Source organism: Acinetobacter suaedae (assembly GCF_008630915.1).
GTDB lineage: Bacteria > Pseudomonadota > Gammaproteobacteria > Pseudomonadales > Moraxellaceae > Acinetobacter > Acinetobacter suaedae.
On sequence record NZ_CP043909.1, the window covers coordinates 609,842 to 624,428 of the forward strand.

At 40.1% G+C, this 14,587-nt stretch carries 12 protein-coding genes; 3 read left to right on the top strand and 9 right to left on the bottom strand.

Going from position 1 to position 14,587, the window contains the following annotated elements; all coding sequences use genetic code 11:
* Positions 1-57: 57 nt before the first annotated feature.
* From F2A31_RS02955 to F2A31_RS02965, 3 genes are all read right to left on the bottom strand, one after another.
* Positions 58-1,839, bottom strand: coding sequence for an acyl-CoA dehydrogenase C-terminal domain-containing protein (locus F2A31_RS02955; protein ID WP_150025097.1), 1,782 nt, complete (start codon positions 1,837-1,839; stop codon positions 58-60).
* A 160-nt stretch (positions 1,840-1,999) separates the two neighbouring features.
* The gene (locus F2A31_RS02960) at positions 2,000-3,802 is read right to left on the bottom strand and encodes an acyl-CoA dehydrogenase C-terminal domain-containing protein (protein WP_150025098.1); all 1,803 of its coding nucleotides are present in this window, start codon (positions 3,800-3,802) and stop codon (positions 2,000-2,002) included.
* A 326-nt stretch (positions 3,803-4,128) separates the two neighbouring features.
* The gene (locus F2A31_RS02965; protein WP_150025099.1) at positions 4,129-4,500 is read right to left on the bottom strand and encodes a heavy-metal resistance; all 372 of its coding nucleotides are present in this window, start codon (positions 4,498-4,500) and stop codon (positions 4,129-4,131) included.
* 131 nt (positions 4,501-4,631) lie between these two features.
* Between F2A31_RS02965 and baeS the strand changes: the two genes are divergently transcribed.
* Positions 4,632-6,308, top strand: a complete 1,677-nt coding sequence (baeS, locus tag F2A31_RS02970) for a sensor histidine kinase efflux regulator BaeS (RefSeq protein WP_150025100.1) — start codon at positions 4,632-4,634, stop codon at positions 6,306-6,308.
* 44 nt (positions 6,309-6,352) lie between these two features.
* Positions 6,353-7,039, top strand: a complete 687-nt coding sequence (locus F2A31_RS02975; RefSeq protein ID WP_004652437.1) for a response regulator — start codon at positions 6,353-6,355, stop codon at positions 7,037-7,039.
* A gap of 107 nt (positions 7,040-7,146) precedes the next feature.
* On the opposite strand, the gene F2A31_RS02980 is transcribed toward F2A31_RS02975, so the two are convergent.
* From F2A31_RS02980 to F2A31_RS02990, 3 genes are all read right to left on the bottom strand, one after another.
* Positions 7,147-7,743: a L,D-transpeptidase family protein gene (locus F2A31_RS02980; protein WP_042874462.1), complete on the bottom strand. Its 597-nt coding sequence runs from the start codon at positions 7,741-7,743 to the stop codon at positions 7,147-7,149.
* A 29-nt stretch (positions 7,744-7,772) separates the two neighbouring features.
* A complete protein-coding gene (locus F2A31_RS02985) occupies positions 7,773-9,215 on the bottom strand; it encodes a protein adenylyltransferase SelO (RefSeq protein WP_150025101.1) in 1,443 nt (480 codons plus the stop codon).
* Between the two features lie 139 nt (positions 9,216-9,354).
* Positions 9,355-10,524, bottom strand: a complete 1,170-nt coding sequence (locus F2A31_RS02990) for an acyl-CoA desaturase (protein WP_150025102.1) — start codon at positions 10,522-10,524, stop codon at positions 9,355-9,357.
* 211 nt (positions 10,525-10,735) lie between these two features.
* On the opposite strand from F2A31_RS02990, the gene F2A31_RS02995 reads away from it, so the two are divergent.
* Entirely contained in the window at positions 10,736-11,263 is a 528-nt protein-coding gene (locus tag F2A31_RS02995; RefSeq protein WP_150025103.1) for an META domain-containing protein, read from the top strand.
* Between the two features lie 33 nt (positions 11,264-11,296).
* Here the strand turns inward: F2A31_RS02995 and F2A31_RS03000 are convergent, their stop codons facing one another.
* The 3 genes from F2A31_RS03000 to F2A31_RS03010 form a co-directional block, all read right to left on the bottom strand.
* The gene (locus tag F2A31_RS03000; RefSeq protein WP_150025104.1) at positions 11,297-12,013 is read right to left on the bottom strand and encodes a glycerophosphodiester phosphodiesterase; all 717 of its coding nucleotides are present in this window, start codon (positions 12,011-12,013) and stop codon (positions 11,297-11,299) included.
* Between the two features lie 22 nt (positions 12,014-12,035).
* Positions 12,036-12,623 (bottom strand): cob(I)yrinic acid a,c-diamide adenosyltransferase, encoded by a 588-nt coding sequence (locus F2A31_RS03005; protein WP_150025105.1) that lies wholly within the window; start codon positions 12,621-12,623, stop codon positions 12,036-12,038.
* A 103-nt stretch (positions 12,624-12,726) separates the two neighbouring features.
* Positions 12,727-14,583 carry a TonB-dependent receptor plug domain-containing protein gene (locus F2A31_RS03010; RefSeq protein WP_150025106.1) on the bottom strand — a complete coding sequence of 619 codons (1,857 nt, stop codon included), beginning with the start codon at positions 14,581-14,583 and terminating at the stop codon, positions 12,727-12,729.
* Between the last annotated feature and the right edge of the window lie 4 nt (positions 14,584-14,587).

Genomic DNA, 14,587 nt, shown 5'->3' on the forward strand with positions numbered 1-14,587 from the left:
GATTTTATTGGTTTAAAAAAAACGCCTGAATCTTCAGGCGTTTTTCTTTTACTTCAATTAAGCTTGATTTGTGAAATAGTCTTCACTAAAGCTCATGATTAAGTCAGAACCGGCTTCAACTTTCTTAATACGTGATTCTAGTTCAGGTAAAATACGTGTTACGAAATATTGAGCTAAAGCAAGCTTGCTTTGGTAGAAATCACCAGACTTGTCTTTCGCAGCAGCAGCGATTTTTGCGAACATATAGGCAAAGCTGAGTAAGCCTACAGCATGTAAATAATCAACCGCAGCTGAGTTCGGGAACTCTACATTTTCAGCAGCTTGTTCAATGATAAACTGAGTGACCGCTTCAATTTCTGTCGCTGCATCTAAAGTTGCATCTTTGATGAAGTTCAAATCTGCGTCTAATGTATTGGCAAAGTCACGGATTTCAGTGATGTATTCAGTGATAAATGCACCACCATTTTTAATCACTTTACGACCAATTAAATCTTGAGATTGGACGCCGTTTGTACCTTCGTAGATTTGAGCAATACGAAGATCACGAATACATTGTTCCATGCCCCATTCACGGATATAACCGTGACCACCAAATACCATTTGTGCATCTAAGGTTGCTTGGAATGCAGTATCTGTGAGGTACGCTTTTGCGATTGGTGTTAACAGCGCAACACGATCATTGGCTTTCTTAACCGCTTCAGCATCAGTTGAGAATTTGGTGATGTCGAGTTGCTGACCTACGTAAACTGCAAATGCACGAGATGCTTCGTTGTTGGCACGAACATTGAGCAACATACGACGTACATCACCGTGGACTAAGATGCTGTCAGCCGGTTTGTTTGGTGATTGAACGCCAGCTGCGCTACGGCCTTGTAGACGATCAGTCGCATACTGTGCTGCATTTTGGTAAGCAAATTCAGAAGCGCCAAGACCTTGGATACCCATCGATAAACGTTCGTAGTTCATCATCACGAACATCGCTGCAAGACCTTCGTTTTCTTTACCAACGAGGTAGCCTTTTGCACCGTCAAAGTTCATGACACAAGTCGCAGAGGCTTTGATCCCCATTTTGTGTTCGATTGAACCAGGACCTACTGGATTGCGTTCACCTAAAGAACCATCCTCATTTACAAGGTACTTTGGTACGATGAATAAAGAAATACCACGTGAACCAGCTGGCGCATCAGGGGTTTTTGCAAGTACCAAGTGAATGATGTTCTCAGCTAGGTCGTTGTCACCGCCAGTAATGAAGATTTTAGTACCAGTGATGTTATAAGTACCATCTTCGTTACGTTCAGCTTTAGTTTTGATAATCCCTAAATCTGTACCTGCATGTGGCTCAGTTAAGCACATGGTACCAGACCATTCACCCGAGTAAATTTTAGGTAAATAGGTTTCTTTTTGCTCTTGTGAAGCATAGCTATTTAATGCCATACCAGCACCCACAGAAAGAAGAGGGTAGAGCATGAATGATGGGTTGGTTGCGAATAACATTTCATCAGAAAGAACGGTGAGCATTTTTGGCATGCCTTGACCGCCCCATTCCTCATCCGCACCTAAACCGATCCAACCGCCTTCAGCATATTGACGGAATGCTTCTTTAAAACCAGCAGGTGTAAATACATCACCATTTTCCCAACGTGCGCCTTCTTCATCACCTGTACGGTTAAGTGGATGAGTGACATTTTGGGCAAATTTTGCCATTTCTTCTAAAATTGCTTCTGCGGTTGCAGCATCTACATGAGCAAGTTTCTCATTAGACTGCCAAAATTGTTCTGCTTTAAATACATCATTTAAGATGAATTTCATGTCTGCTAAAGGAGCATTGTAAATTGGCATAATCGTTCCCTTCTACGCACAGATTATGTGCAAAGTGATCTAATAAAACGAACAAATAAATGAATAGTGTAAATTTAGCACTGATTAAACAAAAAAAGGACGGTCAAAACTGACCAGTCCTTTTTTTGTGATGAACGTTGCATCTCATTCTAAACTATGTTTAGAAAGCAAAGTGTTCCGCATCAAGTTCAAACAATGGCTCAACACCTGTTGAAAGAACATCTACGTGAGAGCGAATACGCGGCAAGATCTTCTTGAAGTAGAAGCGCGCAGTCGTGATTTTCGCATTGTAGAAGTCAACTTCAGTCGAACCTTCAGCCAATTTCTCTTGTGCAACAAGTGCCATACGTGCCCATAAGTAAGCAAGCGTTACATAACCAGCGAAGTATAGGTAGTCAACCGCAGCTGCGCCTACTTCATCAGGGTTTTGCATTGCACGCATACCGATTTGCATGGTGATGTCGCCCCATTCTTTGTTAGCAGCAGCCAATGGTGCAACGAATTCTTGCATAGCAGCATTGTCTTTGTTTGCTTCAACAAATTTATGGATGATCTTGGTGAAGTCTTTTAGCATTGCACCTTGAGTTTGCAATACTTTACGACCTAACAAGTCAAGTGCTTGGATTTCAGTTGTACCTTCATATAGGCAAGAGATACGTGTATCACGTACGATTTGCTCCATACCATGTTCAGAAATAAAGCCGTGACCACCAAATACTTGTACACCGTGCTTCGCAGATTCAGAACCAGTTTCAGTTAAGAATGCTTTAGCAATTGGTGTTAACAACGATAAGATGTTGTCAGCAAACTTACGCTCTTCTTCTGTTTCGCCTTTTTCAACGATATCAGCATATTGCGCTAATAGGTAAACTAGTGCACGACCACCTTCAGCAAATGACTTTTGAGTTAAAAGCATGTTGCGAACAGCAGGGTGAACAATGATCGGATCAGCTTCTTTTTCTGGTGCTTTAGGGCCAGAAAGTGAACGCATTGCTAAACGATCTTTCGCATAAGCCAATGCACCTTGGAAAGAAGATTCAGAAGCAGATAAGCCTTGAACTGCCGTACCAATACGTGCAGTGTTCATAAATGTGAACATGCAGTTTAAGCCACGGTTTTCAGGTCCGATTAAGTAACCTTTTGCTTGATCAAAGTTGATCACACATGTCGCGTTACCATGGATACCCATTTTATGTTCAATCGAACCACAACGAACAGCATTACGTTCACCAATAGAACCATCTGCATTTAAGTTGAATTTTGGTACGATGAATAAAGAAATACCTTTAGTACCTTTTGGTGCGCCTGGTAAACGTGCGAGTACGATATGGATGATGTTTTCAGCCATGTCGTGTTCACCAGCAGAGATAAAGATTTTCTCACCAGAGATTGCATAGCTGCCATCAGCATTTGGTTCTGCTTTGGTACGAATGATACCAAGATCTGAACCTGCATGTGATTCAGTTAAGCACATGGTACCTGTCCAAACACCTGAAACAAGGTTTGGTAAGTAAGTTGCTTTTTGTTCATCAGAACCATGATGTTCTAAAGTACGTACAGCACCATGAGAAAGACCTGGGTACATACCCCATGACCAGTTTGCAGTACCTACCATTTCAGAAATGGTAATTCCTAATGAGTTTGGTAGTGCCTGACCACCAAATTCTTCATCAGCAGAAAGTGATGGAAAACCGAGTTCGATATACTTTTGATATGCTTCTTTAAAGCCTGTTGGCGTAGTAACAACACCGTCATTCCAAGTACAACCTTCGCGGTCGCCTACTTGGTTTAATGGAGAAAGTTCATTCTCGCAGAAATCAGCCGCTGCTTCTAAATATTGATCAACCAATTCACGGCTTACGGTGCCTTGAAATGCAGGAAGTTTCGCATAATGTGCTTCAGCGTTTAATAATTCGTGCAATACGAACTGCATGTCACGTAAGGGTGCTTTGTATTGTGGCATAGCGGGTTCCTCAATACTGGTGAAACCAGAGTTATAATCTTAGTCAATGATAAATGTGCCCAATGGCACCATTTTGTACCGCTAATCGTGCAACAAGTTATAGTTCGGTACAAGCTGTTACAGGTCATTTCTTAGTGACTGTGAAGTCAAAGATTGTTATGCAGCCTGTTTAAGCACTGAGATTGTATGTGTTTTTTTTAGTTTTTACTCAAATTCGATAGGTAAAATCGTAAGCAGCTGTGTAAAGCTGCAAAAATGTGATTTTTATACTAAATTCCACCACTAAAAAAGGCGCATTAATGCGCCTGTATCAACGGTGATTTGAATTAAGTTGTTGCATTACTTTGTCGTTTAAATTGTGATTTATCAGGGGTGAAGCGAATTTCACATGTTCCCTCAATTATACGATTATTCAACTGAACATTGGCACGCTCACCAATCTGTTTTCCTTGACAAGCCTGTTCTATTTTAGCCCGTTCAGCTTTATGCTTTTCTCGCATTTGCTCACGGTGTTCTAGGCGTTGTGCTCGTTTGGCTTGCCATTCGGCGCGTTGTTCTGGTGTCAGTTCGCGTTTATGATGTGTATGATGTTGATCCGCTTCCATCGATGGTTTTTGTGTTGGTGTTGATTGGCAAGCTGTTAAACCCATTGCAGCCCCAAGGAGTGCCGTCATCAATACAAGTTTGGTTTTGTTCATTGTTTTATCCAGTATCATCGATTGTGATTTGATGAATAAAGATTAGATAATAAAGATGAAGAAACAATGGAGAGTTTTTTTCAAGCATGTTGGGTACAATTCATAAGTAGAACAATATTGAGACTTAAATTTTGAATGTTCGTCGTGTTCCGATCGCTTTACGCTTATTTCTCACTGTGTTGCTAACGACTTTGCTAATCGCAACGATTAGCTTAGGCGTGCTGCATTGGACGATGCAAAAAAACTTTGCACGTTATGTTGCAGATGTTGAAATGCAGAAATTAGATCGTTTGATTGCCAACCTCGGAAATGTGTACAGAATATATCATGACTGGGGCAATGCGATTCAGGCTCAAATTCTGCAAATTGAAGGTACTGCTGCACCAGATGATTATGATCGTCTTTCACAGTGGTGGTTACGTAGACAATATGACATCGCCTTACAGCAACGATATTTTAATGAACATACTTTGTTAAATTTATCACCAACATTGACGCAAAATAATGCGGAGATCAGAAGTCGTCAGATCTTTAATGAAGAAGAATTACAGGTATTAAAACAGAATTTACCATCAGAATATCAACCTTTTGAAGGGTTACGTTTTCCACTCAGTCCAAGCCAATTTCGTTTGAAAAAAGAAGGAGCAGAGGATGAGCGAGAAAATAAATTAAATACTTCAAATGCAAATCAACAAGTCAAAAAACGTTTCGTGTCGATACCTGACCGTTTAGGATTAAGTTCTCGTTTATCTCTATATAATGAAAATCATCAGTTTATTGTAGGTGAACCATCTTCTGATCAGTTGTCCTATCGTCCAATTATTGTGGGAGACAAAGTGGTCGGTTATCTGGGATTGAAGCCTGTCCTAGATCAGGATGATGCATCGAGTATCAACTTCTTTAGTAATCAAAAGCGCTATTTACTTTTAGTTTATGCACTTACACTATTATCGAGCCTTGTTGCTGCTTTGTTAATGGCAACTTATTTTAAAAAGCCAATTCAACGTTTGCTGCAAGCAACTTTGGAGTTAACGCGTGGTAATTATCAACATCAGGTGATGATCAAGCGAAACGACGAACTCGGTGATCTATCAAATCAATTGAATCATTTAGCCGATATTTTACATCAGCATGAGCAATCACGCCGTCAGTGGGTAGCAGATACTTCACATGAGTTGAAAACACCATTAGCGGTATTGCAGGCACAAATTGAGGCGATGCAAGACGGAATTCGTAAAGCCACACCAGAACATTTGGATGCGATGATGCGTCAAGTATCGAGTTTAAAGAAATTGACTCAGGATTTGGCTGATTTAGCACAGGCGGAAGCACAACAACTGAAATGTTATTTTGCTGAAGTTAATCCTTGGGATGTTGTGTTACAAGAGGTCGATAATTTTAAATCGACTTTTGAACAACATCAGTTAGAGGTTGAATTATCTGGTGAAGAGGCTTTGTTATCTCTGGATCGAGATCGCTTTAAACAGATTATTGTTAACTTACTTGGAAACTGTGTTCGCTATACCGAAAAAGGTGGAAAAATACAGATTCATACTCAACAAGATCAGCAACAATGGATATTGTATGTAGATGACAGCCCATTAGGGGTAAGTGATGAACAGTTGGCACGCCTAGGTGAGAGATTTTATCGTGTTGATGATTCTCGTACACGAAGTACAGGGGGGACTGGTCTTGGTTTAGCCCTCTCAAGAAAATTAGCACAAGCATTAGGCGGTGCACTAACGTTTGAACATTCTCCTTTAGGGGGATTACGCTGTGTACTGACTTTCCCAAAACAAATTAAATAACGTCGTAGTCCTCAATTTGAGGATCGTAAAATAGGATGAAAACCATGAAACATATTATGTTGGTGGAAGATGAAGTTGAACTAGCTCAGTTAGTTCGGGACTACTTAGAAGCGGCTGGTTTTGAAGTCAGTATGTTTCATGATGGTCAAGATGCATATACTCAATTTCAACAACGCAAACCAAGCCTCATGATTTTAGATTTAATGGTGCCACGTATGGATGGTTTGACCATTTGCCGTAAAGTGCGTGAGCAGTCAGATTTACCGATTATTATGGTAACAGCACGAACTGAAGAAATTGATCGTGTTTTAGGTTTGAACATGGGTGCTGATGACTATATTTGTAAACCATTTAGTCCGAAAGAATTAGTTGCACGAGTACAAGCAGTACTACGCCGTTTAGAGCGTAAGGCGGAACCAGAGCAAAATGACTTATTCCGTATCGATAAGGCTCAGCAACGTATTTGGTATCAACAAAAAGCGCTGACTTTGACACCAACCGAGTTTCGTTTACTGGAGTTGTTCTTAGAGCACTTAGGGCAAGTATACTCACGTGCACAATTATTAGATCATATTAATCCTGATAGTTTTGATGTGGCAGATCGAGTGATTGATAGTCATATTAAAAACCTACGTCGTAAGATCTCAGAAGCGGCGGATACAGGTAATCGCCATGAATGGATTCAAGCGGTTTATGGTGTGGGTTATCGTTTTGAATATCCTGATGAATAAATAAATGTTTATCCTGTGGATAACCACAAGTTTATCCACAGAAAATGTGGATATTTTTTTAATTTTATGTTGCTTATATCTACAGTTGGTCTAGATTTTTTAGCGTACTAAGGGTGGATTACGATTTGAGTATTGTTATCCACCAATTGCCAGATTTCATCCATATCAATATTTCTAACCGCAATACAACCGAGTGTCCAATCTCCCTGAGGAAAATAAGTCATACTGGTTGGTAAATTAAGATATTCCTTTGGCACACTACCATGAATCATAATATCTCCACCTGCTGATCGTCCTTGTTGTTTAGCATAAGCGGCATCTTGTTCATTTGGATAGGAAATATGCAACGATTTATAATAGGCGCTATTGGGATTGCGCCAGTCGATGCTATATGTCCCTTCAGGTGTTTTTCCATCCCCCTCGAATTGTTTATGACCCAAAGGATTAAACCCTAAGCGCATTGGATACTCACGAATAATCTCGTTGTGATGCTTGAGTTGTAAGATCCGTTGATGCTTAAACACTTCAATCTTGGTAATCGGGGTGTTGTCTCTAATGTATATGATTTCCTCGTCGGATAATGATTGTGGCATGACAGAGCCTGTCGGCATCATTGTGCTTGGAATATAGGCTCTGTAAACATATAGCCCTATCCCAATCAGCAAAATAATGATACTGGCACATATTGCTATCCAAGGTTTCATTGTTTTTATTCCTTTTGTATCTTGATCCTTTAGGATGAACAACTGACAGAAATCTCAGGGACGTCACTCGGCAAAGGAGCAATATCTTCAGCCGTTTCTAGATCAGGTTGTTTGCTATAAGGTAGATTCAGTAGCTTAAACAAACGATCAACTTCGCTAAAATCTCCACGCTCTGCAAGCTCGATGGCTTTTTGCGCCATATGATTGCGTAATACATAGTGTGGATTTGCTTGTTGCATAGCGTGATCTAATGCGTCGATATCCTGATGTTTACGTATTTCTTGATATTGTTGGAGGAAGGCATCAAATTGACGTAAATCCAAACAATCATCGCGTAGTATTTTATATTCCTGATTTTGTAAGCGAATAAAACTTTGAGTGTAGTCGAGTTGTTCTGTTTGAAGAATTCTCAAGAATGCAAAACTACAATCCAGACTATCTTTGTGGAAATGAGGCAATCCCATCTTTTGACATAAACCTTGGCCGTAATGCTCCAAGAAAATAGGCTCAAATTGTTCCAGACATTTTGCTAAATCTAGTTTGAACTGTTCTTTATTTTCAGGTGTTGCGAGAGGGATCAGATTATTTAACCAAGTCCAAAGATTCCAATGGCCAATGCTTGGCTGATTTTGGTAGGTGTATCGACCTTGATAGTCTGAATGGTTATTGATCCAGTTTGGACGGAAGCGTTCCATAAATCCATAAGGACCAAAATCTAAAGTTGAACCTGTAATATTTAAATTATCGGTATTCATCACCCCATGCGCAAAACCAACCAGTTGCCATTTTGCGATCATGATAGCGGTACGCTCAATCACTTTTTGGGCAAAAGCAAGAATTGGATTATCTGCATCTAAGCATTCTGGATAGTGCCATTCGATACACTTCTGCGTGAAATCAGCTAAAAGTGCTGGTGCGTATTGGTTAATCCACTCGAAATGACCGAAACGAATATGGCAGTCAGATGTACGCAATAGCATTGCACCGAGTTCTAATGTTTCACGTTGTACGCCTTGGGATGAGGTGGTGAAACCCACAGCATGACTCGATGCGACACCGAGTGCATTTAAGGCATGTCCTGCAAGATATTCACGAATCACGGAACGTAATACAGCTCTTCCATCACCCATACGAGAGTAGGGGGTAGAGCCAGCTCCTTTTAGATGTAGGTCTATGGTTTGTCCATGCTGATCTAGGATTTGTCCGATCAGCAATCCTCGTCCATCACCCAATTGACCTGCCCACTGTCCGAATTGATGCCCTGCATAAACCATAGCTAAAGGAGGAAACTCAGCAAAGGTTTTTTGTCCACTACAAATCTCAACCCAGTTAGCTTTATCCTCTGCACTCCATTGTAATTCATCGGCTAAGGCTTCATTGAAATGACCTGCTTTAGCACCGCGTAATGGGCTTGGTTGCTGTTGATGAAAAAGCTTTGTATCGAGAGAGGAGTAGCGTGGATTAAACTGCATAAGAGAAGCATTAAAAGTATGAGCGAAGAATGACTATAGCAAATTTTCAGCTCGGCAGCGATGAGAAGCAGGGGCGGATTTGCACCCGATAGATATAAAAAATGGCCTCTTTAAAGAGACCATTTTTTATCATTTATGTTTACTCAGAAACAGGTGCTTTTTTGATATTACGCATCAAAGTTTCTAAGCATTCACGATGATGAGTAAGACGATGCTCAAGTAATTGGAAATCAACTTTTAATTTATGGTCGATTTGATGAATCTTTTCTGCCATCGCTGCTTTCTTAGCTTGTAGCTCTTGCTCTTTAAGCTTTGCCCAATCATTTAATGTATGGGTAAATGCTTCGTATTCTTGAGCAATACGTTGCTTCATTTGCACGATATCTGTGTTTACATCATGCCCATAAATGGCCAAGTCTTGTTCAGCATATTTAAACTTCATCGCCAACTCAGCTTTTTGAATATTAAAGCTAGGAATACGACGTAAATTTTTAGCTAGACCTAATTTAGAGCTGGTCCAAATTAACCATTTTGTTGGGTCATATTGCCACCATTTCACACCATTGCGATAGTCGTATTGGAAGATATGATGGTAGTTGTGATAACCCTCACCCCAAGTGAAAATCGCTAAGACGAAGTTGTCTCGTGCCGTATTTTCATCAGTATAAGGACGTTTGCCCCACATATGACAGAGGGAGTTAATAAAGAAGGTAACATGATGACTGATAATCAAGCGCAGCAGACCACCTAGTAGAACTACGCCCCAAACATCACCAACAGCCCAGCCAATACCACCCAATAAACCAACATGGACCGCAATGACCATCGGGACATAGTACTTGTGTTGGAACATCACGAGTTTGTCATTGAGCAAATCTGGTGCATTTTTGAAATCAGGTTGAGACGGTGAATGATCGCGGATCATCCAACCTAAATGTGCGTACCAAAAACCACGTTTGATCGAGTATGGGTCTTGATCTACATCATCGACATGACGGTGATGGGTACGGTGTCCAGAAGCCCAGAACAAAATACTATTTTGAACGGCAAAAGTTCCACCAATCATCAACAGAATTTTTAAGGGTAAAGATGCCTCATAAGCACGGTGTGCCCATAAGCGATGATAACCCGCAGTAATGCCTAGACTACTTAATGCTAAGAGAAAGAATAAACTTACCCATGCGCTTACACTAAAATCATAAAAATAAGCGTATAAAGGAATTAAAATAGCAGCAAGAATTGGGGTTCCAATTAAGGTAATGCTAGCAGTCCAGTTAATGGGTGCTTTTTTGAGTGGGGCGGAATTCATATCCGGCAGCGCTCCTAACGACCTTGTTTGCACAAGATAATAAAACTAAACGAGATAGCAAGACCAATCTTCACGATATATTGCTATTTTAGCCCCGATATTAGCATGCTCAAATCAATAAGCACTAGTATTATTCTACAGTTGTATCGAAAGAACAGTAACAGAATTCGTTTGCCGAACTGGCTAATTTATTAAAAGGTGAAATAAATCAATGTCTGAGCAAATTATCGTGAAAAATCCTATTTTCTCTATAAAGGCATTTGTTCACAAAACTTTAATATTTTCTACTGTTTTGATGGTGGCTGCTTGTCAGAGTCAACCACAAAAAGTGCAAAAAAATACCTTACAACCTAAACCGGCTAATACACTTCCACCGATGCAGGTTCGTAAGAGTAGTGATGGAGTTCAAGATGTAGACTGGCAAATTACCACCATCCAAAACAAGCGGGCGTTATTCTTTAACCAATATCCAAGTTTTACTTTAAACTCTGTGAGCAAAAGTGTATCTGGGCATACGGGATGTAATAATATCTATGGGCGTTATCGCTATGATTTCGCTCAGCGTAAACTTGATTTTGATGTAAGAGCGGGGCATTACAGTTGTAATAAGGCCTTGGCACAAGAAGCAGATTTGATGGATGCGCTTCAACGTGTTGAGCGTTTTCAATATGATGGAACAAACCTCTATCTATTGGATGCTAGAGGACAACGCTTAATACAAGCACAACGTAAGAAATAATGTTAGAAGGTGGAGTGGTCTCCACCTTTTTTATTATGATAAATGCTGCAACATTGTTTGGGGAATATCCGTAATCAAACCTTGAATATCAAGTTGTTGTAAATGAATTGCACGTTCAACATCATTTACTGTCCAAACACTAATATCTAATCGTGCTTGTTGGGTGAGTTGAATGATTTCATCTGTTGCGAGCTGATCTTTCCAACCGATTTGATGACATTGATATTGATGTGCAAGTTCGATTGCGTATTCACCGATCGGAGCTTCGACCAAGAGTCCTCGTTTAAAAAGACTTTGATGTTGTTGTAATGCATCTAAAATTTTTATATCAAAGCTGGTAATGGTTGCTGTTTTTTCAAAACCTTGTAGTTCTTGCTGTAGTTTTATAATCAGCCGTTCAGCCGCAGCCTCATCAACGACTGATTTTACTTCAACTTCGATATGCTCAAAGTCGATTAAACAATCCATAACCTGTTTTAAACTCGGCGTAAATTCCTCAGTTTTCCAGTCTTGCCACTGATGGCGATGATCAAATTGTTGGGCTTCTAGCAGATTACAACTTTCTACATGTTGTAAGCGACCAGCAGTACGAACAAAATCATCATCATGAATTACGATGAGTTGGTCATCTTTAAGCTGACGAACGTCAAACTCGACTGCACGAATGCCAAGCCCATGCAGATAGTGGAATCCACCTAAGGTATTTTCAGGTGCTTCACCACGCGCACCACGATGACCAATAATTCGCATCTTTTATTCACCTTGGCAATGGTTATGCTGGATCGATACTGTCATTAATATTTTTTTGCCACAACACTTCGCTACCACCTTCAGCACGTTGCAAGGCACGTGAGGCAACAAACAACCAGTCGGATAAACGATTCAGTAATTGTAAGGCTGTTGCTTGGATATTTTTGTCACGATTGTGTACCGACAATAAAGCACGTTCAGCACGACGACATACCGCACGGGCTTGATGGGCATAGCTACATGCCAAACTTCCTGATGGCAAAATGAAGTCTTTTAACATCGGTAAAGACTCATTCATGTGATCAATTTCTTGTTCCAGAAAGTCGATGCATACAGGTTGAAGTAAATGATAGTTTGGAATGCAAACTTCACCACCTAAATCAAATAACCAATGTTGAATCAAGCTTAAACTTTTATCCCAATCCGCTTTATTTTCAATTTGGCTGGCACTGATTTGTGCGCGAAGTACACCAATGGTTGCATTGAGTTCATCGACATCACCGAGCGCAGCAATGCGTAAATCATCTTTGGCAACGCGGGAACCATCTCCCAGACCTGTGGTACCTGAGTCACCTGTACGTGTATAGATTTTACTTAAACGATGTCCCATAGTTTTGTTTCTCTGATCCTGAAAATAAAAAGGGGATAATGTCGGTCAGAACATTACCCCGAAACTGGAGTGAAGAAAATGTTTTTATTATTTTAGAGCACGATTAATAACGGAATGTGACACCGGCAGAAGCTAAACGACCACCGTTGATGTAGTAAACATCACTACCGTTATAAGCAGTTTTGTAGTTTACATCACCGATATTTTCGATATTAGTAAAGATTTTTATCATTGGTGTCGGCTGCCAATATGCATTTACGTTAGTCGTAACATAACCTGGTGTTGTGGTTGGTGTTGTGGAAGGCCAGTCTGCAAAATCTTTAGATTTAGATTTAGCAACGATAGATGCTGAAATACCGTAGATTCCATCATCCCAACCAGTGGTTAAAGTCAAACTTTGTTTCGGGCGACGATTTAACTCTTTATTTGTTTCGTCATCTTTGGCTTGAACGTAGGCATATGTTGTATTTAAAAACAATTCATCCTGTTGCCATTTAAATGACGCTTCGCCACCTGTGAACGTTGCCTTGTTAATATTGATTAGCTTACCTGCTTGGAGGCTAATTAAATTATCAACTTTATTACGGTAAACAGATAAACCTAAATCAATACCGTAGTTTAGTTTTTGATCCACACCAATTTCATAAGAAAAACTTTCTTCTGGTTTTAGGTCAGGATTAGCACCCCAAGACATTGCATATAAATCATTTGTGGTTGGAGCACGGAATGCAGAACCAATATTCGCATAAACACTTGTAAGTGGTAATATTTGGTATCTGATCGCACCTTGACCTACGGTATGTGAGCCAAACTTTTCGTTATCTTCAACACGAACACCAACTTGAGTTTCTATACCATTTTGTTGATATTGATGCTGGAGAAAATAACCGACGGTATCTACAGATTCTTTGTATTTAACGTCTTCTCCCCCCCAAAGATTTTTTGAGTACACATCACCTTTAATATCTTTGTATGTTGAACCCACTAAAATATTTTGAGTAGGGGTCATTTGCCATTTCGTATAAAGTTCAGCTTCTTGTGTAGTGCTGTAAACGTAGTCTGGTGAGTTATTTTGGTTCAAATCATCTTTGAACTGAGATAAGCGAGCGTGAATAGCTACATTATCAAGAATATTTACACGACCTTTTATGTTAATCACTTCATTTTTGAAGTCTTGAGAAACTAAGTTGCCATAGTTGTCATAGTCACTATAGCCTTCGTTTTCACTATAGTCGACAGACGCTGCAAATTGCTCTTTTTCAACACCAAATTTTGCACTATAGCCTTTTTGATCAAAGCTCGCTTTTTTATTGTCTTTTGCATCAGTCACTGGAGTGCCATCAGTTTCTAAGCGTTGCCCACGAATTTGAGCATAAAAACCATTTTCAGCAAGATCTGCGCCAATGACTGATTTATACGTTTTGTTCTCACCAATTTCACCTGTTACAAATGCTGAAGTTTTTTCAGGTGTTTTTGAAATTAGTTGTACCACACCACCAATTGCATCGGTTCCATATAAAACAGAGGCTGGGCCTTTTAATACTTCAATCTGTTTAATATCTGTTGTATCAACAAATGGCAGTGAAGCAGCTCCTGAAGAGCCTGTATTTAAGCGGACGCCGTCACGTAGAATTAGTGTATGGGTTGAGTTTGTACCACGTGTAAAAATTGATGCTGCTTGGCCGTAACCGCCAGTCTGTACCATATTGATTGAAGCATCGGTCTGAAGTAGCTGCGGTAAAGAAGCAATAGGAGATTGTTCAAGAATTTTAGGTTCAATAATATTGATACGTGCAGGAACCTCACTAATTTTTTGTTCACTACGAGATGCCGTGACAACAATCGTATCAAGCGTTGTTACTTTATTTGTTGATTGATCTTGAGCAAAGGTAGTAGAGGAAAACCCCATCGCAATAGCGATAGCACCAACGAGGCGAGTTGGTTGAAAGACAGTAGACATGCAT

Coding starts and splice junctions, on each gene's coding strand:
- F2A31_RS02995 (WP_150025103.1), top strand. CDS start 10,736: ATGTCTGAGCAAATTATCGTGAAAAATCCTATTTTCTCTATAAAGGCA.
- F2A31_RS02985 (WP_150025101.1), bottom strand. CDS start 9,215: ATGCAGTTTAATCCACGCTACTCCTCTCTCGATACAAAGCTTTTTCAT.
- F2A31_RS02980 (WP_042874462.1), bottom strand. CDS start 7,743: ATGAAACCTTGGATAGCAATATGTGCCAGTATCATTATTTTGCTGATT.
- F2A31_RS02955 (WP_150025097.1), bottom strand. CDS start 1,839: ATGCCAATTTACAATGCTCCTTTAGCAGACATGAAATTCATCTTAAAT.
- F2A31_RS03005 (WP_150025105.1), bottom strand. CDS start 12,623: ATGGGACATCGTTTAAGTAAAATCTATACACGTACAGGTGACTCAGGT.
- F2A31_RS03010 (WP_150025106.1), bottom strand. CDS start 14,583: ATGTCTACTGTCTTTCAACCAACTCGCCTCGTTGGTGCTATCGCTATT.
- F2A31_RS02965 (WP_150025099.1), bottom strand. CDS start 4,500: ATGAACAAAACCAAACTTGTATTGATGACGGCACTCCTTGGGGCTGCA.
- F2A31_RS03000 (WP_150025104.1), bottom strand. CDS start 12,013: ATGCGAATTATTGGTCATCGTGGTGCGCGTGGTGAAGCACCTGAAAAT.
- F2A31_RS02990 (WP_150025102.1), bottom strand. CDS start 10,524: ATGAATTCCGCCCCACTCAAAAAAGCACCCATTAACTGGACTGCTAGC.
- F2A31_RS02975 (WP_004652437.1), top strand. CDS start 6,353: ATGAAACATATTATGTTGGTGGAAGATGAAGTTGAACTAGCTCAGTTA.
- F2A31_RS02960 (WP_150025098.1), bottom strand. CDS start 3,802: ATGCCACAATACAAAGCACCCTTACGTGACATGCAGTTCGTATTGCAC.